The organism is Lonepinella sp. BR2474 (assembly GCF_051851555.1).
Lineage (GTDB): Bacteria > Pseudomonadota > Gammaproteobacteria > Enterobacterales > Pasteurellaceae > Lonepinella.
In genome coordinates this window covers 104,469-125,460 of the sequence record NZ_JBPDVH010000003.1, presented here as the reverse complement: position 1 = coordinate 125,460, position 20,992 = coordinate 104,469, and the positions used below count along the sequence as shown (strand labels likewise).

General features: G+C 38.7%; 20 protein-coding genes. 14 read left to right on the top strand and 6 right to left on the bottom strand.

Features of this window, described 5'->3' with window-relative positions:
• Positions 1-8 precede the first annotated feature (8 nt).
• Positions 9-482: a type II toxin-antitoxin system PemK/MazF family toxin gene (locus ACTG7Q_RS05565; protein ID WP_439241729.1), complete on the top strand. Its 474-nt coding sequence runs from the start codon at positions 9-11 to the stop codon at positions 480-482.
• An 81-nt stretch (positions 483-563) separates the two neighbouring features.
• Here ACTG7Q_RS05565 and ACTG7Q_RS05560 read toward each other — a convergent pair whose 3' ends face one another.
• A complete protein-coding gene (locus tag ACTG7Q_RS05560; protein WP_439241727.1) occupies positions 564-1,796 on the bottom strand; it encodes an IS1595 family transposase in 1,233 nt (410 codons plus the stop codon).
• 233 nt (positions 1,797-2,029) lie between these two features.
• Here ACTG7Q_RS05560 and ACTG7Q_RS05555 point away from each other — a divergent pair, with 233 nt between their 5' ends.
• From ACTG7Q_RS05555 to ACTG7Q_RS05520, 8 genes are read left to right on the top strand one after another with little or no spacing between them, the layout of a single operon-like run.
• Complete coding sequence (locus ACTG7Q_RS05555; protein ID WP_439241725.1) at positions 2,030-3,007, top strand: polysaccharide pyruvyl transferase family protein; 978 nt, start codon at positions 2,030-2,032, stop codon at positions 3,005-3,007.
• Positions 2,997-4,199: a lipopolysaccharide biosynthesis protein gene (locus ACTG7Q_RS05550; RefSeq protein WP_439241723.1), complete on the top strand. Its 1,203-nt coding sequence runs from the start codon at positions 2,997-2,999 to the stop codon at positions 4,197-4,199. The genes ACTG7Q_RS05555 and ACTG7Q_RS05550 overlap by 11 nt, the downstream gene beginning before the upstream one ends.
• A gap of 13 nt (positions 4,200-4,212) precedes the next feature.
• Positions 4,213-4,986, top strand: coding sequence for a glycosyltransferase family 25 protein (locus ACTG7Q_RS05545; protein WP_439241721.1), 774 nt, complete (start codon positions 4,213-4,215; stop codon positions 4,984-4,986).
• On the top strand, positions 4,986-6,194 hold the full coding sequence (locus ACTG7Q_RS05540) for a hypothetical protein (RefSeq protein WP_439241719.1): 1,209 nt from the start codon (positions 4,986-4,988) through the stop codon (positions 6,192-6,194). Before ACTG7Q_RS05545 ends, ACTG7Q_RS05540 begins: the two co-directional genes overlap by 1 nt.
• Positions 6,187-7,068 carry a glycosyltransferase family 2 protein gene (locus ACTG7Q_RS05535; RefSeq protein ID WP_439241717.1) on the top strand — a complete coding sequence of 294 codons (882 nt, stop codon included), beginning with the start codon at positions 6,187-6,189 and terminating at the stop codon, positions 7,066-7,068. The genes ACTG7Q_RS05540 and ACTG7Q_RS05535 overlap by 8 nt, the downstream gene beginning before the upstream one ends.
• Positions 7,069-7,080: 12 nt before the next feature.
• A complete protein-coding gene (locus ACTG7Q_RS05530) occupies positions 7,081-7,884 on the top strand; it encodes a glycosyltransferase family 2 protein (protein ID WP_439241715.1) in 804 nt (267 codons plus the stop codon).
• Between the two features lie 8 nt (positions 7,885-7,892).
• Positions 7,893-8,990, top strand: a complete 1,098-nt coding sequence (locus tag ACTG7Q_RS05525; RefSeq protein ID WP_439241713.1) for a lytic murein transglycosylase — start codon at positions 7,893-7,895, stop codon at positions 8,988-8,990.
• Positions 8,991-9,047: 57 nt separating this feature from the next.
• Positions 9,048-9,953, top strand: a complete 906-nt coding sequence (locus ACTG7Q_RS05520; RefSeq protein WP_439241711.1) for a mechanosensitive ion channel family protein — start codon at positions 9,048-9,050, stop codon at positions 9,951-9,953.
• Positions 9,954-10,012: 59 nt separating this feature from the next.
• On the opposite strand, the gene trpCF is transcribed toward ACTG7Q_RS05520, so the two are convergent.
• The 5 genes from trpCF to trpE all read right to left on the bottom strand — a co-directional run bounded on the left by trpCF (position 10,013) and on the right by trpE (position 15,115).
• Positions 10,013-11,446, bottom strand: a complete 1,434-nt coding sequence (gene trpCF, locus ACTG7Q_RS05515; protein WP_439241709.1) for a bifunctional indole-3-glycerol-phosphate synthase TrpC/phosphoribosylanthranilate isomerase TrpF — start codon at positions 11,444-11,446, stop codon at positions 10,013-10,015.
• Positions 11,447-11,576: 130 nt separating this feature from the next.
• The gene (gene trpD, locus ACTG7Q_RS05510; protein WP_439241707.1) at positions 11,577-12,578 is read right to left on the bottom strand and encodes an anthranilate phosphoribosyltransferase; all 1,002 of its coding nucleotides are present in this window, start codon (positions 12,576-12,578) and stop codon (positions 11,577-11,579) included.
• 10 nt (positions 12,579-12,588) lie between these two features.
• The gene (locus ACTG7Q_RS05505; protein ID WP_132302453.1) at positions 12,589-12,975 is read right to left on the bottom strand and encodes a tautomerase family protein; all 387 of its coding nucleotides are present in this window, start codon (positions 12,973-12,975) and stop codon (positions 12,589-12,591) included.
• A 9-nt stretch (positions 12,976-12,984) separates the two neighbouring features.
• Entirely contained in the window at positions 12,985-13,563 is a 579-nt protein-coding gene (locus ACTG7Q_RS05500; RefSeq protein WP_386686329.1) for an aminodeoxychorismate/anthranilate synthase component II, read from the bottom strand.
• 10 nt (positions 13,564-13,573) lie between these two features.
• Positions 13,574-15,115: an anthranilate synthase component I gene (trpE, locus tag ACTG7Q_RS05495; RefSeq protein ID WP_439241704.1), complete on the bottom strand. Its 1,542-nt coding sequence runs from the start codon at positions 15,113-15,115 to the stop codon at positions 13,574-13,576.
• Between the two features lie 191 nt (positions 15,116-15,306).
• Here trpE and ACTG7Q_RS05490 point away from each other — a divergent pair, with 191 nt between their 5' ends.
• The 5 genes from ACTG7Q_RS05490 to modF all read left to right on the top strand — a co-directional run bounded on the left by ACTG7Q_RS05490 (position 15,307) and on the right by modF (position 20,879).
• On the top strand, positions 15,307-16,233 hold the full coding sequence (locus ACTG7Q_RS05490; RefSeq protein ID WP_439241702.1) for an ABC transporter ATP-binding protein: 927 nt from the start codon (positions 15,307-15,309) through the stop codon (positions 16,231-16,233).
• Position 16,234: 1 nt separating this feature from the next.
• Positions 16,235-17,002, top strand: a complete 768-nt coding sequence (locus ACTG7Q_RS05485) for an ABC transporter permease (protein ID WP_439241700.1) — start codon at positions 16,235-16,237, stop codon at positions 17,000-17,002.
• Positions 17,003-17,205: 203 nt separating this feature from the next.
• The gene (sohB, locus tag ACTG7Q_RS05480) at positions 17,206-18,267 is read left to right on the top strand and encodes a protease SohB (protein WP_439241698.1); all 1,062 of its coding nucleotides are present in this window, start codon (positions 17,206-17,208) and stop codon (positions 18,265-18,267) included.
• Between the two features lie 207 nt (positions 18,268-18,474).
• Positions 18,475-19,320 (top strand): OmpA family protein, encoded by an 846-nt coding sequence (locus ACTG7Q_RS05475; protein ID WP_439241696.1) that lies wholly within the window; start codon positions 18,475-18,477, stop codon positions 19,318-19,320.
• 107 nt (positions 19,321-19,427) lie between these two features.
• Complete coding sequence (gene modF, locus ACTG7Q_RS05470; protein WP_439241694.1) at positions 19,428-20,879, top strand: molybdate ABC transporter ATP-binding protein ModF; 1,452 nt, start codon at positions 19,428-19,430, stop codon at positions 20,877-20,879.
• Positions 20,880-20,992 lie beyond the last annotated feature (113 nt).

The window sequence follows — 20,992 nt, the reverse complement described above, 5'->3', positions numbered from 1 at the left end:
TAATAACAATGGCAATTAAACATCGTCCTAAAGTGGGCGAAATTTTAGAATGTGATTTCGGTCAATGGTCAGAAACTGAACATTGTGATGGGCATATACCGCCTGAAATGCGTAAAAAACGGATCGTTGCGGTTTTAAATGGCAATATTGATGGTAAAAGTGCGTTAGTTGTGCCGATTTCGTCAAATGAAAGTAATCGAAATTATTTGATGAAATATCACGTTCCCCTAGATCCTGAATTATTTCAGATCACGGACTTTTATGATAAAAGAGAACGTTGGGCGTTATGTGAACGGATTACCACGATTAGCACTAAAAGGCTTTATTACATCATCAATGGAGCAGAAAAATTAAGCCTGCATTTGCCTAAAAACATCGTAGCGGATATTCAAAAACACGTCATAATCGCATTAAATGCAAAAATATTGTTGAAAAATGATGAAACCGATCTTATAATAAACCCAATCGCCTTAGAGCGCTAAATTTCGGCTTAGGTCGTAAAGGGAAGGACACTGTAAAAGGTGTCCTTTTTCTTTGGGAGTTAATGTAAGAGTGGAAAAAATTTACGATGACGTATATTTCTTCGCTCGCTCTTTCCATTCCTTACGAACGGCAATGGTATGTTTGCGTTTTTCTGCGGCTTTCGCCTTTATTTCTTGCTCTTTTTTCAGGATTTCGGGATCGTCTTCCATCGGAAACGGAAAGGCGGGGCGTTTGGCGAAATCTCGTACTTTGGACACGCACGGCGTGTTGCGGATAAAATCTAATAACAGGGTTTCTTTTTCCGCATTCGTTTTCGCACCGCTAGCAATAAAATTGTGATATGCCAAATAGTTATTTAAATATTTGGTGGCGACACATTTAAACCGATTTTCAATCATATTTTTTAATTTGGCGTGATAGCTACCCAGATAAGCTAAATGATAACCGTCTTGTTTATGTTTGCCTCTCGGAATGGCGTGGTGTTCTAGGTTGTTTTCTTTGGCAAATTTTTTGTAAATCGCTGCCGAATCGCTGACTAAAATCGAATTGGGTTTGATTTTGCCGTCTAACACGCTTTTTAATTGTTGGTAGCTGGTTCGCCCTGTATTGGCGGCTTTGGCAATGGAGCGGTTTAAACTCACCGCACAAACTACGGCCACTTTTTGGTCCGAGATCCCTCGTTTTCTCTGCGTCTCTTGTTGAGCAGCTTTGAGGATGGCACGTTCTGCTTGTTGTTTGGCGAGATCTTCATCCGTTTCTTCATAAACCTTAAGCGGATCGCCATAATCTTTGTCATCTTCGGGAAAACAGGCCCGATGCGCACCTTTGCGTGAGATGTTGAAAAAGGTTTCATCCGCTTGCACAACGCCGTCTAGGGTGATATCTTCCATCATGTATTGCAAGGTGTCGAGAATTTTATGCCGCCACGCAAACGACGTGGCGAGACTAATGCCACAAATCGCTGCGGCGTCTCGCAAGCTTTCTTTTTTAATCAAACAATGGATATATTCTTTCCACGTGGATAAATCCCGTTTACTGCCATACAAAATCGTCCCTGAATTTTCCACAAACGACTTGCCACAACCCCGACACAAATAACGCTGGGTTTTCGTGCCGCTGTCATCCGCACAATATTTAAAGCCATTTTTGACAAAATGGTCTGATTGACAATGGGGACAAGTCGTCACGGTTTTCGGGCTAGGTTTCGCCAAGGTGATTTTGGCAAACCGCACAAAAGACATTTTTTCGTATTCCGGCAACAGATGAAAACGGTGTTTTAAGGTGTTAAGTGGTGAATCAGCGTAATAGGACATTGTGCGAACCTTGTAGTGCGGTGGTTTTTAGGGGGATTTTACGGGATTTTGGGGCGTTGGGCAAGTGAGATACCCTGCACTCACGTGCAGGGTTAAGCATGGTAACGATGCTCCGCATCTTCTCCGATCTAGCCACAGGGAAATTCCCCACATTAAAACGCTGTCAAACAGTGTGAAAAATGCTATGATATGCGTTTGTGAACTGACTTTTCGCTGTGGAACCTGATTGACGAATGAATGAAATCTTACAATCATTAAAACAAAAATTACAACAAATTAACAGCTTAATCATAGATAAAAATGACGTGCTGTATTTTGATTATCCGTTACATTTAAATGTCGGGGATTTATTAATCTATGCTGGCACGGAACAATTTTTCAAAGATTATCACATCAAGATTCGTTTAAGACGCTCATTGCAGGCTTTTGATATTCATGAAGTCAAAAAATATATTCAACCGAATACCACGATTTTGTGTCATGGTGGCGGAAACTTTGGTGATCTGTATCCGCTCATTCAACAAATGCGGGAAGAAATTGTGCGTGAATTTCCGCATAATCGGATCATTTTATTGCCACAAACCGCTCATTTTTCCAATCAAAAAGCCATGTTGGCAGCCGCAGAATTATTTTCCTCTCATTCTGATCTGCATTTATTTGCACGTGATAGTAAAACCTTTCAATTAATGCAAAGCCATTTTTCGAAGAATAGTTATTTGTCGCCTGATATGGCTCATCAGCTTTACGGAAACTTGCTACAAAAAGACCGCAGTTTGCACCAAAGTGCGGTGCAAAAAACACTCTATTTTTTACGCAAAGATATTGAAAAAAGCTATATTGAAACAGAAATTCAAGCTCAATTAGCTAACCTAGATAACGTGAAAGATTGGGAAGATATTTTATTACCAAGTGATTTGAAATTTGAATTATGGTGTAGTCGTTTTTCCAAAATCGCCAATAAATTTCATTTAGCGTTTATGAAAAATAAAATTAACGATCTGTGGTATCAACATGCGTTAAACGTGATCGAACGCTGTCAAAGGATTTTTTTAAGCTATGATAATGTGATTACCAGCCGATTACATGGACATATTTTTTCTTGTTTATTGGGTATTCCAAATCAAGTGTGTGATAATTCCTATGGTAAAAATTCAGGTTATTATCAGCAATGGACAAAAGACATAGATTACACAACGCTCTATGAAAAATAATCATTTTATTAAACTCATTGCGGTAACGGTATTCAGTATGGGGTTGACCTTGGTTAGCTCTTTTATCTTAGCTCGCTTGTTATCGGTACAAGCTCGGGGAATACATCAGTTGTTTGTGACTTCGGTTTCTTATGTGACTACGTTTGCCACTGGGGGAGTTGGTTTTGCGTTTGCTTTGAGTATGCGGAATAACCAATATACACATTGGAAAGGTTATTTTCTGTTATTTTTAGCCTTAGCTGTATTGGTCGCAAGTATCGCCGTGTTTTTCTTTAATGTGACGGATTATTACGGCTTATTTATGTTGAATGTACTATTAACCGCCGTGTTAACCGTTACGCTGGAAAAAAGTAAAATTGATCCTAAGATGATCGTTTATCGTCGTTTAACCTTACAACAACCGATTTTGTTGGTGTTGGTGTATGGCGTGACTTATCTGTTATTTCAGGAGCAACCACTCCAAATTGCCCTGTATTTATTAACCTTATACAGCACTATTCAGGCTATTTTTTGTCTTATTTATTTATATCAAATTGATAAAGATTTTACCCAACGTAATCAAGTGGTTTCCATTGATCGCAAATTTTTCTTCACCACTTGGTTTAAGCAAAATGTATTGCAAACCTTTGGGGCGACCACTGCCAGTTTAGATAAATTTTTGGTGGTGTATTTTCTTGGCCATTATACGTTAGGTCTTTACACGGTGTGTATTGCTTTTGATAGCTTAATGACCAAATTTATTAATATGTTGGCGGATTATTATTATTCGGGCTTATTAAATAAATTAAATCGAATTAAATCCGTGTTAGTCGTGATTGCGTTAATTAGCGTTGGAGCATTAATTCTGGTGCCGTTGTTAGCCAAGCCAGTGATTGCGTTTTTCTTCAGTGCTAAATATATTGAAGTCGCACCGGTGTTAATTTGGTTTATTGTGAATGCGATTATTGCTGGTCTATCTTGGGTGCTATCACAAAATATGTTGCTATTTGGCAAACAGATTTTATTGTTTGTGCGACAATTAATTGCTATTGTGGTATTTGTGGTTTTATTTTATTTATTACGTGATCTTCAATTATATGGTTTGGCTTATGCCCTTATTGGAGCCAGTTTAACTCGTTTATTGATTTCGTTAATTTATTATTTTAAATATCCGATCACCGATATGTTGGTGACTAACACAACTGAACAATAAAGTGCGGTGTAAAATGCGAAAATTTTTAATTTCTTTAGAAAAAGACATACAGCGTAGGGAATTATTTTTCTCTCAACCAGATACAGCAGATTTTAACGTATTTAATGCCATTAATACCATGAATTTGTCACCATCAGAATTAGAAAGCCGTTTTGATTTTAATGGGTTTAAACAAGCCTACGGACGAGAAGTGACTAAAGGTGAAATTGGTTGTACTTTAAGCCATTTAGCGATTTATCAAAAAATTGTAGATGATGAGACTGTTCAAGCAAATGACTATGCTTTAGTCTGTGAAGATGATGCGTTGTTGGCAGAAAATTTTCAGCAAAATTTGACCGCACTTTTAACTGAAAACTTCACCGCCGATATTATTCTAGTCGGACAATCAAAAATCCCAACCTTTGATGATATTGAGTTGAAGATTAATTATCCAACCACATTTCGTTTTCTGCAAAAGAAGATAGCGACAACGGGTTATCGTTATGCTTATCCTTATAAAAATTATTTTGCAGGCACGGTGGCTTATTTAATAAAAAAATCGGCTTGTCAAAAGTTCTTAGATTACATTGAACAACAGCAAAAAATCTTTTGGTTGGCAGATGATTTTATTTGGTTTGAGAAACAATTAGGCTTAGATATTATCGTGATTCGTCCGTTAATGGTGATTGAAAACCCCAAATTAGCCAGTAATTTAGCCGATTTACGTGCCGCCTTAAAACATAGTTGGTGGCAAAAATGGCTGAAATTTCCAGCCAAAAAGCTATTAGCGATTAAGAGAAATTTATAATGTCAGCATTATTTAATTTATTTTATCTTTATGATCCTTGGGCTTTTCATTTTATCCGAATGAGTCTAGTCGCTGGTGTTATTGCAGTGTTATGGTTGGCTTATAAATGGTATAAAAAACAAATTAATCAAGTGATTATTCCAGCAGACAGTTTATTCGTTTGTGCTGCTTTAGTGCTTGTTTCCGTGATCCCGATTTTGATTAATGGTACAGCAGAGTTTGGTGTACTGAGTATGTATATTAAACTGTTGGTGATATTTATATTGGGGATTGCAATTTATAATTTATTTTATCTGCAACAAGAAAAAAGCCTATTTATTCGAGATATTAAAATAGGAATAGTGGCACAGTCTATTATGGGTGTTTTAGCATTAACGGGTATTCCGTTTTTAGTCAGCATTGCATTAGGTACAAATGCCAGTGCCATTTTACCGCAGTTTACAGGATCGGAGCAGGAATATCGTTTATACAACATAACATCATCCGCCTTTTTCCAATTAAGTGCCTTTTATTTAATGCTTTTGCATTTTTTATTAGCTTATGCCGAGAAGCACGCTAAATTGCAAGGGATTTATGTGTTTTTAATGTTATGTATCGGATTGATTTCAGGCAGAACATTTTTATTACTCTCCGTTTTCAGCTTAGTCCTTTATTTTAAACGAGATTATATTTTGCCGATAATATTGTTTGGTGTATTAATTTTTGTTTTAGCCATAAATTATCAATCAAGCCTTTATATTGAACATGCTTTAGAACCCTTGATTAATTTGATTTATGGGACAGATCGTCCAGCGTCTAAATTTATTGGTATTTCTACTGGGTTATCTTCTTCCACGGATACCCTAATGCAAAAACATTTATTTATGCCAAGTTTAAAACAACTGATGATAGGTGACGGCTTATATTATAATCTGAACGGCAAAGGTTATTACGGCGGATCGGACTCTGGCTTTATTCGTCAGGCATTATATGGTGGTATCGGTTATATTGCGGTTTGTTTTGTGGTGACAGGTTATTTTGTGAAACGGATTGCGGATAACTGGTTTAATGGTAGTTGGAAATTTATTTTATCTAGCTTGTTATTGTTGAGTTTATTAAATGTCAAAGCCGATACCTACGCTTACCCTGGGATTATGTTTATCTTTTTAATGTTTATTTCGTTGTTTGGTGGGCAGGGTAAACAAATTGTGAGAAAAAATCATGTTTAGTATTATCATACCTTCCTATAATCGTAATCTGGAAGTCAATAGTTTATTGGTGAGTTTAGAACAACAAACCGCAAAGAATTTTGATGTCATTGTGGTTGATGATTGTTCGCCAAATCCGTTAAAAATTGACCGCACTTTTAGCTTTGAGGTTAAACTTATTCGTAATGAACAAAATGTTGGACCCGCTCAAAGTCGTAATAATGGTGCCAAAATGGCAACAGGCGAGTGGTTATTATTTTTAGACGATGATGATCGTTTTGATGAGCGAAAATGTCAAATTATTGCCGAAACCATTGAGCAAAATCCAACGCTGAACTTTATTTATCATCCTGCCAAATGTGAAATGGTAAATGAGAAATTTAGCTACATCACTCAACCAATAAAAGACAATGAAATTTCATTAGAGAAGATTTTATTGGCCAATAAAATAGGTGGCATGCCGATGATCGCCATCAAGAAAACATTCTTTTGGCAGTTAGGCGGATTATCGACTGAATTGAAATCATTGGAAGATTATGATTTTGTATTAAAAGCCGTAAGTTCAGCAGATTTTCGTCCGAAGTATGTTGATCTGCCGTTAAGTATTTGTCAATTTCATACGCAAAGATCCAGTGTATCGACGAATACAGTCAATACCGAGAAAGCCATTGAGATTATCGGACGACAATATGTCAAAACCGAACAGCAAGCGAAAAATTTTGCGATCAATTCGCTATATATGTTGTCTTATCCACATGCCATGAATTTATCTCGTAAAGCCGGTTATTATTATTTTAAAATCTTTGGTTTAAGCCATAACGTGAAACATTTGATGATTGCGATTATCAGTACAATATCGCCTCAATTAGCGATAAATTTAAAACGCTATATTTAAACGGAACAATCAATGAAATTTTCAGTATTAATGTCCTTATATATTAAGGAAAAACCCGAATATTTACGGGCATGTTTACAAAGTTTAGTGACGCAAACACGTCCGGCGGATGAAATTCTGTTAGTGTTAGACGGTGCCATTACGCCAGCATTACAAGCGGTGATTGATGAATTTACCGCCATTTTACCGCTTAAATTGCTCCCCTTAGCCCAAAATGTTGGGTTAGGTAAAGCCTTAAATCAAGGGATTCAAGCGGCCAGTCATGATTGGATTTTCCGCATGGATACGGACGATATTTGCTATCCTGACCGTTTTGAAAAACAAGTGGCTTTTATTGAACAACATCCTGAAGTGGTGATTTTAGGTGGTCAAATTGCTGAATTCGGTGCAAACATTGAAGATATTGTAAGCTATCGAAAAGTGCCGACCACAGCCTCCGATATTGTGACATTTACCAAAAAACGCTGCCCATTTAATCACATGACCGTGGCTTACCAACGCCAAGCCGTATTAAAAGCAGGCGGCTATCAAGGATTGCAAGAAGATTATTATTTGTGGATTAACTTAGTCGCTCACCATCCGACAAATGTCGCCAATTTGCCTGATGTACTGGTTTATGCAAGGGTAGGGAATGGCATGGTGGGTCGCCGACGTGGCATTGAGCAAGCCAAATTTGAATGGCAACTTTATCAATTAAAATCGCAAGTGAAATTACAAGATCCAGTATCAGGTTTTGCGATCTTTTTATCTCGTATGCTACCACGCTTATTGCCCAAAGCATGTTTAGAAATTTTATATAAATTTATTCGAAAATAGGGAAGTAAATGAAAACATTATTAAAAATCACCGCACTTTGTGCGAGTTTAATTTTAGCTGGTTGTTCTTCATCATCAAATCAGACAACTAATTCGATCAACGCATTGGGGAGCAATGCCACCTATAGTAAGGCTCGTACCCTAAATAACTTTAATGATTACGTGCAATTTTTAAAACAAAAAGCAGCAGGACAAGGCGTATCTGCGAAAACCTTAAATGCACAAAATAATATTCGTTATATTGAAAGTGCGGTGCGTTTAGATCAAAAACAAGCAGGCAATGCGGCACGTCGTAAAAATCAGCCACCCGCTCCACCGAATCCAAATGGAGCGACAAATTATATTAACAAACACCTTACGCAAGCCAAAGTAAATAAAGCCGAAAATAATTATTGGGATGTGCGTACATCCCTGCAAAAAGCGAGCCAAAAATATGGCGTACAGCAAGAATTTATTTTAGCCTTATGGGGTATGGAAAGCAGTTTTGGTTATTATCAAGGTAATTTTGATGTGCTTTCCGTATTAGCGACCTTAGCGTTTGATGGCCGTCGTGAAAAATTATTTAGCCAAGAATTTATTAATGCCATGAAAATGCTTGATCAAGGCTATTTAAATCGAACTCAAATGCTAGGTTCATGGGCTGGTGCAATGGGACAAACCCAATTTATGCCGACCTCTTATTTAAACTATGCCGCAGACGGTGACAGCGATGGGCGTAAAGATATTTGGAAAAATGAATATGATGTGTTTGCCTCTATTGCCAACTATTTGCACACCGTAGGGTGGGATCACCGTTTACCATGGGGCGTGGAAGTACAGCTTACTCAACCGGTTGATTTAGCCTTATCGGGAACAGAAAAAGGTAAAGCACGCTCGCTGAAAGATTGGCAAGCCCGAGGTATTATGCTAAAAAACAGCGCAGAGGCGCAAAAACTGAATGCCTTATCTTCAGCGAATTTGTGGTTAGTGCAACCCGATAAGCAAGTGGGACGAGCATTCTTAGTATCGAATAATTTCCGCACGATTTTAGATTGGAACCGATCTAATTATTATGCTTTGAGTGTGGGGATGTTTGCGGACAGAATTAAAGCCGCCGTGGGCTTGTAACGTAGATTTGTAACGTAGGTTTGTCACAATTTATTTTAATCAAAAGAGGAAACAAAAATGGCTGCAGAAAATGCAACGGAAACCGCACAGTTAGATGTGATTGGTGAAACAGGAAAAATTCTGAAAGAAGTGTCGAATATGGATTTAGGCACTTTATTAAACGACTGGATTATTCCTTATGGTACCAAAATTTTATTGGCGATTGTCATCTTTTATGTGGGGAAAATCATCACTCGAGTGGTGAGTAATTTATTAGGACGAGCCGCCTTAGCCTCGACCAAAGATGAAATGTTACAAAGTTTTGTGCGTTCCATCAGTTATTTCTTATTGCTTTTAATCACGGTGATTGCCTCACTTTCCCAGTTAGGCATTAATACTAGCTCGCTAGTGGCATTAATTGGTGCGGCGGGTTTAGCCATTGGTTTATCCTTACAAAATTCCTTGCAGAATTTTGCAGCGGGCGTGATGTTGCTGATCTTCAAACCTTTTAATAAAGGTGATTTTATTGAAACGTCTGGCACCACGGGAACGGTTCATCAAATGGGCTTATTAATGTTGGAGCTTAGAACAGGTGACAATAAAACCGTATTAGTGCCAAACGGCAAAGTGTTTGCCGATAGCATTACTAACTATTCCTTGAATGAGACTCGTCGTGTGGATTTAACTTTTGATATTTCTTATGAGTCGAATATTAAACAAGCGAAAGACATTGTGGCTGCCATTTTTGCGAAAAATGACATGGTGTTAAAAACTCCTGAGCCAGTGATTGCAGTGGGTTCCTTAGAGGCGAGCAGTGTACAATTAATTGCACGTGGTTGGGTGAAAAATTCAGATTATTGGAAAGTCTATTGGGCCATGTTAGAGGACGTGAAAGTGGCTTATGACGAGGCGGGCATTTCCATTCCTTATGATCAAATGGATTTGCATATTGTGAATAATAGTGCCAACGAAACTGAAAAATAAGTTGTTAAAATGATACACATAGCCCCAATGCGTAGAGCGTATTGGGGCGTTTTTATAGGTTAATATTGATGAATTTTCTCAAAAACTGCGGTCAATTTCTCCGCACTTTTTATGCCTTTGGCACTTTCCACGCCTGAATTTAAATCTAGCCCTAAACAGCCTTGTTGTAAGGCAAGATCGATATTTTCTGGACTAATTCCACCTGCTAGCATAATACGATTTTTCAATTCCGCAGGAATTTTTGACCAGTCAAAGGGCTTGCCTGTACCGCCTTGTTGATTGCCAAGTTTACTATCAAGAACATAGCGATTGATCTCTGGAATTTCATCAATTTGCACCGCAGTTTGTTTTTCAATATCCACCGAAACCGCTTGCCAGATTTGAATATTTTCAGGTAATTGTTGACGAAGTGCGGTGATAAATTCGGCATTTTCTGAACCGTGTAATTGCACTGCAAAAAGTTGCAGTTGGCTGGCAATTTTTACGATAAAATCAATTTCTTGATTCTGAAAAACACCGACAAAACGCAGTGGGGCAGTGGTGACTAATTCTTGTGCTTGTCTAAGACTGACTTGACGAGGGGATTTTTCCGCAAAGATTAAACCGCCGTATAAGGCACCTTGGCTGTAAACTGCTTGCACATCTTGCGGACGGGTTAAACCGCAGACTTTATTTTCGCCGAAAATCACCGAACGTACGGCGTTATTTAAATCGTGACTTCCCATTAAACTGCTGCCAATCAAAAAGCCGTGTGACACAGATTTTAGCTGTTGCACTTGAGCGTGCGTGTAAATTCCTGATTCACTGATAATTCGGGTATCGGCTGGAATATGATGTTGATATTTTTCTACCAAATATTTCACCCGATTTAAATCCACCGTGAGATCGTGCAAATTACGGTTATTTACCCCGATAATTTTTGCCCCTAAGCTCAAAGCTCGTTCAAATTCCGCTTCATTGCTGGTTTCGGTTAATACACCCATGCCAAGCTGATGAGCAAGGTGAGATAATTTTTGGTAGGTTTCATCATCTACCACGGAAAGCATCAATAAAATCGCATCTGCTTGATGGAATCGGGCGAGATAAACTTGATATTCATCGACCATAAAATCTTTGCATAACACGGGCTGGCTGACGATATTTCGCACTTGCTGAATATAAGCAAAATCGCCTTGGAAATATTTTTCATCAGTCAGTACAGAAACAGCAGTCGCATAATGTTTATACACATTGGCAATCTCTGCCAAATTAAATTCGGCACGAATTAAGCCTTTAGACGGCGAGGCTTTTTTACATTCTAAAATAAAAGCAGGTTGTTGATGATTGCCTTGTGTCTTTGATGACATTAGAGCCTGATAAAAACTGCGGTCAGAATTTGTGATCTTTTGTTGAAATTCGCTTAGCGGAAATTCGGTTTTTTTCTGTTTTACCCAATCTAATTTATCGAGTACGATTTTTTGTAAAATGGTGGGGGCGTTTTTGTTGATGTTCATATTTTTTTTCTGGATTATTTTGACAGTTGTAGGGGCGTATTGCATACGCCCTAACGCTCAATTTTATCATTATTCATGATTTATGTAGGATTTTTGGGCGTATGCAATACGCCCCTACAATGTTTATATGTTAATACTGGGTTAATTGTAGCAAAGTTTGATAAGGTTTACCGCTTGCTATCACACCAAGGACTTGTTCTGCATTTTGTTTCAAATCTTGATGACCAAACACTTTCATTAACATGGCTACGTTCATTGCCACGGCTTGAACGTGTTCGGCTTTGCCTTTGCCTTGTAAAAGTGCGGTGAGAAATTGTGCATTTTCTGCGGGTTCACCCCCACGTAGGCTTTCTAGTGGTTGTGGTTCAAAACCGAAATCATAAGGGGTTACGCTGTAATAAGTAATCTCGCCGTGACGTATTTCTGCCACATCGGTTTTGCCGTGAATCGCCACTTCATCTAAACCAGAACCATGTACCACAATGGTATTTTTACCGCCTAAACGGACTACCGTTTCCGCATAAGGTTGAATTAAATCTGGCGAATACACCCCTAATAATTGATGCGTTGGGCGAGCAGGGTTGCATAGTGGACCAAGAATGTTAAACAATGTGCGAGTTTTCAAGGCTTGGCGAACTGGGGCGGCATATTTAAAACCTTGATGATATTGTTGTGCCCATAAAAAGCAGATATTGGTTTCATCTAAGGCTTGACGAGCAGTTTTGGCATTCATCGCAATATTTACCCCTAATGCACTCAGTACATCACTCGCCCCTGTTTTGCTCGATACACTACGATTGCCGTGTTTGGCGACTTTAAAGCCAAGACTGGCAGCCACAATGGCAGAGGCAGTGGAAATATTAATGGTGTTGGCACCATCTCCACCTGTTCCGACAATATCGGCAAAATCATAATGTGGGGTAGGGAAATGTTGAGCATTTGCCACCACAGCATTGACCGCACCACTGATTTCTTCTGGTGTTTCACCACGTAATTTTAAAGCAATTAATGCCCCTGCTAATTGTTCATTGGCTAATTCGCCGTGCATAACAGCGTTAAATAGTTGTTCTGCTTGTTTTTGGCTTAATGGTTGTTTTTCAAAGAGTTGGGATAATAGTTGTTCAGTTTGCATAATACTTTCCTTAACGATAAATACTGTAAGCTAAGTCGTTGGCTTCATCGCCTGTCATACCACGGAAACCCCAGCAATGTGGCGGTTGTTCTTTAATGGTGATTTCCACATCAATGGCATTAATATCCGCCCGTTGTTCCAATTCACAGAACAGCATTTTTATTAGCCGTTTTTTGGTATCTTCGGAACGCCCTTGCATTAGATTAATTTCAACCACAATAAAATCGTCTGTTCGCCCCTCGGGACAGAAAAAATCTTCTCGTTCTAAGCCGATAAAACGTAAAGTATGTTTACGTGGGGGAATATCCAGTTGCATATTTAAGCAATCGTAAATTGCCTGCATAATCTGCTGTTTTCGTGGTGCAAGCGTGTGTTTTAAACCATAAACAATAATCATAATTTCCTCTTATCGGTTAACTAACCAACGAATTGAATTTTCTAATAATTTTCCACCTTGAACAGTTAAAATACTTTCAGGGTGAAATTGAAAGGCACAAATTGGCAAGGTGCGGTGACGAATTGCCATAATAATATGGTGATATTCTGCATTGACGATTAATTCATCGGGTAATTCGGTTCCCATTAGGGAATGATAGCGAGCCACGGGCATCGGATTAGGTAAATCCTTAAACATGGCTTGTTCATCATGGTTGATTTTTGACACTTTGCCGTGTAACACTTCGCCTGCATGAACCACCTTGCCGCCGAAAGATTCAATTAAGGCTTGATGTCCCAAACAAATCCCAATAATCGGCACTTGATTTTTGACTTTCTCAATTAAGGCAAGCATATTGCCAGCTTGAGCAGGTGTACCAGGTCCGGGAGAGAGTGCCAAAATACTGTCAGGTTCAAGGCAGATTTTGGTTAAAAAATCCAGATCGCAGTCGTTGCGATAGACTTTTACGTTATGCCCCAGCGTGCGGAATTGATCCACCAGATTGTAAGTAAAGGAATCAAAATTGTCTAAAAATACGATAGTTGCCATAATTTGTTCCTTATGCGAGTTGGTTAGTTTGAATAATGGTATTTAACACCGCACGAGCTTTATGACGAGTTTCGTCCGCTTCCATTTGTGGATCGGAATCCAACACTTCGCCACAACCTGCTTGCACGTGTGCTATGCCATTTTGTACAAAGGCGGAACGAATCACAATGCAAGTGTCGAAATTACCGTCTGAACCTAAATAGCCCACTGCACCTCCGTAGCTATGGCGTTTTTCTTGCTCAAATTGATAAATTAACTGCATGGCTTTAATTTTCGGTGCACCTGTTAGCGTTCCCATATTCATACAGGCTTGATAAGCGTGTAAGGCATCTAATTCAGGGCGAAGTTTACCCACTACACGAGAAACCAAGTGCATAATATGTGAATAGCGATCGACCTGCATTAAATCACACACTTGACGTGTACCGCTTTCGCAGACTCGAGCAATATCGTTACGAGCTAAATCTACCAACATCAAATGTTCGGCTAATTCTTTATGATCTAATCGCATTTCTAATTCTAAACGAGCATCAAGTTCAGGATCGATCTGACCATTGGCATCAAATCCCCGTGGGCGAGATCCTGCAATCGGGTAAATTTCCAACTGGCGATTTTCCGCCGAATATTTTAATGCACTTTCAGGTGATGCTCCGAATAGAGTAAATTCATCATCTTGCATAAAGAACATATAGGGGCTTGGATTGTTCAATTTTAACTGACGATAGGTTGCAAGCGTATTGGGACAAGGCAACGAAAAACGGCGAGATGGCACGATTTGGAATACATCACCGTCATAAATATGACGTTTAAGTGCGGTGATAATTTGTTTAAATTTGTCATCATCGTGATTAATTTGTACCTGCGTATCCGCTTTTTGAATGGCGGGTAACGGTTTCAAATTCTGTAAATCTTGCGAAATTTTCACCGCACTTTGTTGCAAATCCACTAATGCTTTGGAATTAAAACAGAAAGTTTGTAATGTCGCCTGTTGAGTTGGGTGATCAAAACGCAGTAAATTTTCTGCTAGATAAAAGACATAATCGGGGCAGGTTAAACCATCATCTTGTAACTGAATACCGTCCATTGGAATAAAATTTGCCACTAAATCATAGGCAAATAATCCGCCTAAAAAAATGGGTGTTTGACTATGAGAATACAGCGTAGCAATTTGACGAAGTCCGTCAAACACGGTGGCAGATTGTAATTTACTGTCTTCATCAAGATTTTGATCGAGTGCCGCAAATTCTGCTTGCAGGGTAGTTTGATTAAGTTTCGTGAGTGTAGCTAAACCCTGTAACTTTTCTTCAAGGTGAATTAAAACGGTGTTTCCATTATCCGTTAATGCTTTAAATGTGACAATTTGTCCTGTGCAAGAAATTTTTACTGCCGCATTGATCAGTAACAAACTTTTTAAACTATTTTTGCTCGAAATCTCCGCACTTTCGAGCAGTAAACTATTCGTATTGGGTGGACAAAGGGTGGTTAGCACTTGGGTGAGATCAAGATGATAATCTACTTGTTTATTCAATACCTGAATATAAGGTTGAAACATAAAATATCCTTATTAAAATTCTTTTGTACTATTAAACTAGTACAAAAGAATTTTGTCAAGGGGAATTATTATTTTTTCTTGAATAACCCGAAAATAGGGCGGAAAAAGTGCGGTGTTTTTTGCTTGATTTTGTAAAAAACGTTATCATAGTCGGCTTGAAATAAGAAGAATAACAAAAAAGGTAAACGCAAATGTTTGCATTAGAAATAAAAGGCTTAACGAAGTCGTATAAAAATGGTGTCAAAGCGTTACAGGGGATTGACTTAACCGTAGAACGCGGTGATTTTTATGCGTTGTTGGGACATAATGGGGCAGGGAAATCGACGACTATCGGCATTATTAGCTCGTTGGTGAATAAAACCAGTGGCACGGTCAAGGTGTTTGGCTATGATTTAGATCAACAGTTGAATTTAGTCAAGCAATGTATCGGTTTAGTGCCACAGGAATTTAATTTTAACCAGTTTGAAAACGTGATCGATATTTTAATTAATCAAGCCGGTTATTATGGCATTACTCGTGCAGATGCCTTACAACGTGCTGAAACTTGGTTAAAGCGATTAGATTTATGGGATAAACGCCATCAGCAAGCGAGAAGATTATCAGGGGGCATGAAACGCCGTTTGATGATCGCACGGGCTTTAATGCACCAACCTAAATTATTGATTTTAGATGAACCAACTGCCGGCGTGGATATTGAATTACGCCGTAGTTTGTGGACGTTTTTGGCGGAAATTAATCAGCAAGGTACCACCATTATTTTAACCACCCATTATTTAGAAGAAGCGGAAATGTTATGTCGCCATATTGGGATTATTCAGCAAGGGCGATTAGTGCAAAATATGGCGATGAAAGATCTGCTGGCTAAATTGGAAATAGAAACCTTTATTCTGGATTTGGATAAAAATGCGACGTTGTCACAAATTAAAGATTACAAAATAACCGCCTTAGAACAATGTTCTATTGAAGTCGAAGTTCACCGAGAGCAAGGGCTAAATTCCCTGTTTATTCAACTGGCAGAGCAACAAGTACAGGTACTCAGTATGCGAAATAAAACTAACCGTTTAGAAGAATTATTTGTCCGAATGGCGTTAAATAAACCCGTGACAGAGGAGAAATAACATGCAATTAATGTGGGTCGCATTTTATACCATTCTACGCAAAGAAATTCGCCGTTTTATGCGAATTTGGGTACAAACATTGGTGCCTCCAGTGATTACCATGACCTTATATTTTGTGATTTTCGGGCAGTTAATTGGTAGCCGAATCGGCGAAATGGGCGGTTTTAGTTATATGCAATTTATTGTCCCCGGTTTGATTATGATGTCATCTTTAACCAATTCTTTTGCCAATGTGGCTTCATCTTTTTATAGCACCAAATTTGCACGTAATGTGGAAGAATTACTGATTTCCCCTGTGTCGTCCCATATTATTATTTTAGGCTATATGGCCGGCGGTATGGCTCGTGGGTTGTTGGTGGGGATATTAGTCACCATGGTATCGTTATTTTTTGTGTCCTTTGATATTCATTCTTGGGGCGTGATTGCGTTGACCTTGTTATTTACTACCGCAACTTTTTCCTTAGGGGGATTGATAAATGCGGTTTTTGCCCAATCTTTTGATGATATCAGTATTATTCCGACCTTTGTGTTGACACCGCTAACCTATTTAGGGGGAGTATTTTATTCGATTTCCCTGTTACCGCCATTTTGGCAAGGGGTATCGAAACTCAATCCGATTGTGTATATGATCAATGGGTTTCGTTATGGTTTTTTAGGCATTAGTGATGTGCCGTTGGTTTATACTTTTACGGTGTTGATTTTGTTTATTTCCGTGTTATACGGCATAGCGTATTATTTAATTCGTCGTGGTATTGGGTTGCGTAGTTAGGGCGTATCCCTATTTCATAAAATCGTGTCTTTTGGGGTAAAAAGCGCTTATTCTGCGTTAAAAATTCTCGCCATAGCACCACTATGGCTGCAATTTTTGCCTTGAATATGTGCTTTTTCCCTCCAAAATCCATCGCTTTATGAAATAGGGACACGCCCTAGTGCGGTGTATTTTTAGGTATTTTTATAGGAGAAACAACAGAAATGTGGTCTGAAATTGCAATTGGTTATGGGATTTTTATTTTAGAAATTTTAACCATTTTATTAGTGATTGCGGGGATTGTCGCCGTGATTATGGCGTTAAAAGAGAAATCGGCTCATTCCCATGGGGAATTGGAGATTACTGATTTATCGGAACAATATGAGGATAACAGCAAAAAATTGCGTGATTTTCATTTAACGGAAGATGAATTAAAAGAGCAAGAAAAAGCCGAGAAAAAGGCGGAAAAAGCCAAAGCGAAAGCCTTGAAAGCCAAACGTAAAAAAGGTGAAGTTGTCGAACAAGAGGCGAAACCGACTTTGTATGTGTTGAATTTTAAAGGCGATATTCAGGCATCTGAAACCACTGCATTACGTGAAGAAATTAGTGCCATTTTGCAAGTGGCCGATCCTGCAAAAGATGAAGTGTTATTACGTTTAGAAAGCCCCGGTGGCGTAGTGCATGGCTACGGTTTAGCGGCTTCACAGCTTGCTCGTTTAAAACAAAAAGGGATTAAACTTACCGTATCGGTGGACAAAGTGGCAGCCAGTGGGGGCTATATGATGGCTTGTGTGGCAGATCGTATTATTTCTGCCCCCTTTGCAATTATTGGTTCTGTTGGGGTGGTGGCACAAATTCCAAATATTCATCGTTTATTGAAGAAACATGATGTGGATGTGGATGTGATGACGGCGGGCGAATATAAACGCACCGTGACTATTTTGGGTGAAAACACTGAAAAAGGTAAACAAAAATTCCAACAAGAATTGGAAGAAACCCATGAATTATTTAAACAATTTGTGGCACAACATCGACCTCAGTTAGATGTAGCGAAAATTGCCACGGGTGAACATTGGTTTGGTCAACAAGCCTTGGATTTAGGGTTAGTGGATGACATTGCCACCAGTGATGATGTCATTTTGCAAGCAATGGATGAAAAATCTGTACTTGGCGTGCAATATAAACAGAAGAAATCTTTGTTACAGAAGTTTGGTAAGCAAACCGAAGAAAGTGCGAATAATCTTTTGTTGCGTTGGTTAAAGCGTGATGAACGGACATTTTTGTAGCAAAATTGACTTTTCTTTACAAAAAAGTCTGTCGAAAAAGCGAAATTTAATTTACTTTCAGCCTATTTAATATTATTATGCACGGGAATTATAGTTGAGTTCATATATTGCGTTTGTTGTGAAATTGTTTTCGGCATTTGAAACTATGTGATTTTAACTATAACTATTCAATATAGGATTATAGAAACATTTATTAAGGTAAAACGAATGAAATTATCACATTTTTTCTTATCAGCAGTTGCTGCAACCACATTAGCTGCTTGTGGAAACTCAAGTAATATTACTGATGAAGGTCAACCAGCTGGTGAGACAGCAGAACAAGCCGTAGCAAATCTTGTATGGCCTGAAATTGATCAATCAAGATTTAACCACGATGGTTCACAATTTGGTTCATGGCCAAACTGGGACAACGTTCGTATGGTTGAACGTGGCATGAATAAAGACCAATTATATAACTTGTTAGGTCGTCCACATTTTGCTGAAGGTTTATACGGTGTTCGTGAATGGGATTACGCATTTAACTATCGTGAAAACGGTGAACACAAAATTTGTCAATACAAAATCTTATTTGACAAAAACATGAATGCACAAAGTTTCTTCTGGTACCCAAATGGTTGTAATGGTAACTCATCATTCAACTTAAGCGGTGACTTCTTATTCGATTTCGATAAAGATGTATTAACTGTAAAAGGTAAAGAAGTTGTTGATAGCGTTGCTTCACAATTAAAAGCTTCAGGTGCGAAAGATGTTTCTGTTGACGGTTATACTGACCGTTTAGGTTCTGAATCTTACAACTTAAACTTATCTCAACGTCGTGCTGAACGTGTTAAAGCTCGTTTAATTGAACAAGGCGTTCAAGCTAACTTTGTGGCGACTGGTCATGGTAAAGCAAACCAAGTTAAGGCTTGTGATGGCGAAAATGGTCAAGCATTAAAAGATTGTTTACGTCCAAACCGTCGTGTAGAAATCAAAGCGTCAGGTACCGTTTTACAACAATCTGAATCAAGTAAAGTTGCTGGTCCTAAAGGCCCAACACCTTACTATCAAAAATAATTTTAGATTTTGATTGATTGCAAGGCTAAACTTTGGTTTAGCCTTTTCTTTTGCTTGTTTGTCAGATATATTATGGCTAAGGATTGTTACTCGCAAAAGGAAACGGAATGAAACAGGTCAAGATTATTCAAGCCGAATTTTTATTACAACAAAAAAATCGTTTAAAAATACCGCACTTTCAAATTCGACAAGGGGATTTCTGGGTAGTTGTGGGGAGTAATGGCAGTGGTAAAACGGCATTTTCTCTGGCTATTGAGGGAAAAATACCGGTTTATAGTGGAGAATATGAAAATAGTTTTCAGCATATTCAGCAATTTTCTTTTGAAAAACAGCAAAAAATCTTAGAACAAACCTTTCGTGAACGCAATAATGACAGCATCAGTCCGGATGATTTTGGTAAAACGGCCCGTGAAACCATTCTTAATGGGACGAAAAATGAGGCCTTGTGTCAGCAATATGCCGAACTATTGGGGATAACCTCATTATTAGATCGTCCTTTTATGCACCTTTCCACGGGGGAAAGCCGTAAAATATTATTGGCACAAACCTTAGTGCAACAGCCTGATTTGTTGATTTTAGATGAACCTTTTGAGGGATTAGATCAAAAATCCGTGCAAGATTGGCAACATTTACTGGAAAGATTAGCCCAACAAACCAGTTTGTTACTGATCGTCAATCGTTTTAATGATATTCCTACTGCCGCCAAACAGATTGCCTTATTGGATCATTGTGAAGTGATTTTACAGGGAGAGCGGGCCGAAATAGAACAGCAGAGTATTTTCCAACAGCTACAATATGCCGAAAATGTGATGGATGTACCTTTACCTGAATGTACCGAACCCATGCAAAAACTTGACCCAAATACACCGCACTTTGAATTAGAAAAGGTGACTATTCAATATGCAGATAAAGTCATTTTAGATCAATTAACGTGGCGAGTATTACCGCAACAACATTGGTGGATCAAAGGGCCGAACGGTGCAGGAAAATCCACCTTGTTGTCTATTCTGACGGGCGACCATCCGCAAGCTTACAGCAACATTGTTCGTCTCTTTGGACGTCAACGAGGTTCGGGAGAAACCATTTGGGAAATTAAATCTAAAATGGGCTATATTAGCAGTCAACTGCACATGGATTATCGGGTAAATTGCTCGGTATTAGATGTGATTATTTCTGGTTTTTTTGACAGCATTGGTGTGTATCAACGTGTTCCCGACGCATTACGCGTGAAAGCCATGCAATGGTTGGAACGCATTAATTTAGCCCTATTGGCGAAAAAGCCCTTTCGTTCGCTATCTTGGGGACAACAACGCTTATTGTTAATCACCCGTGCCATGGTGAAATATCCCCCTGTCTTAATTTTGGATGAACCTTTGCAAGGTCTTGATGGCTTAAATCGTCGCTTGGTGAAATCTTTTATTGATCAGCTCGTGAAACACAGTGGCACACAGTTATTATTTGTATCCCACCAAGATCAAGATGCCCCGCAATGTATTACACATATTTTTGAATTTGTGCCAAAAGAAAATGGCTATCAATATGTACAAACTGCGGTGTAAAATGGTATTTTATTATAGCCTCTCCCTTTGGGAGCGGAAGGAGAAAATCCTTAGGATTTTCGGGAGGTGAGGGTAGAATGGCATTGTTTTACCCTCACCCTAGCCCTCTCCTA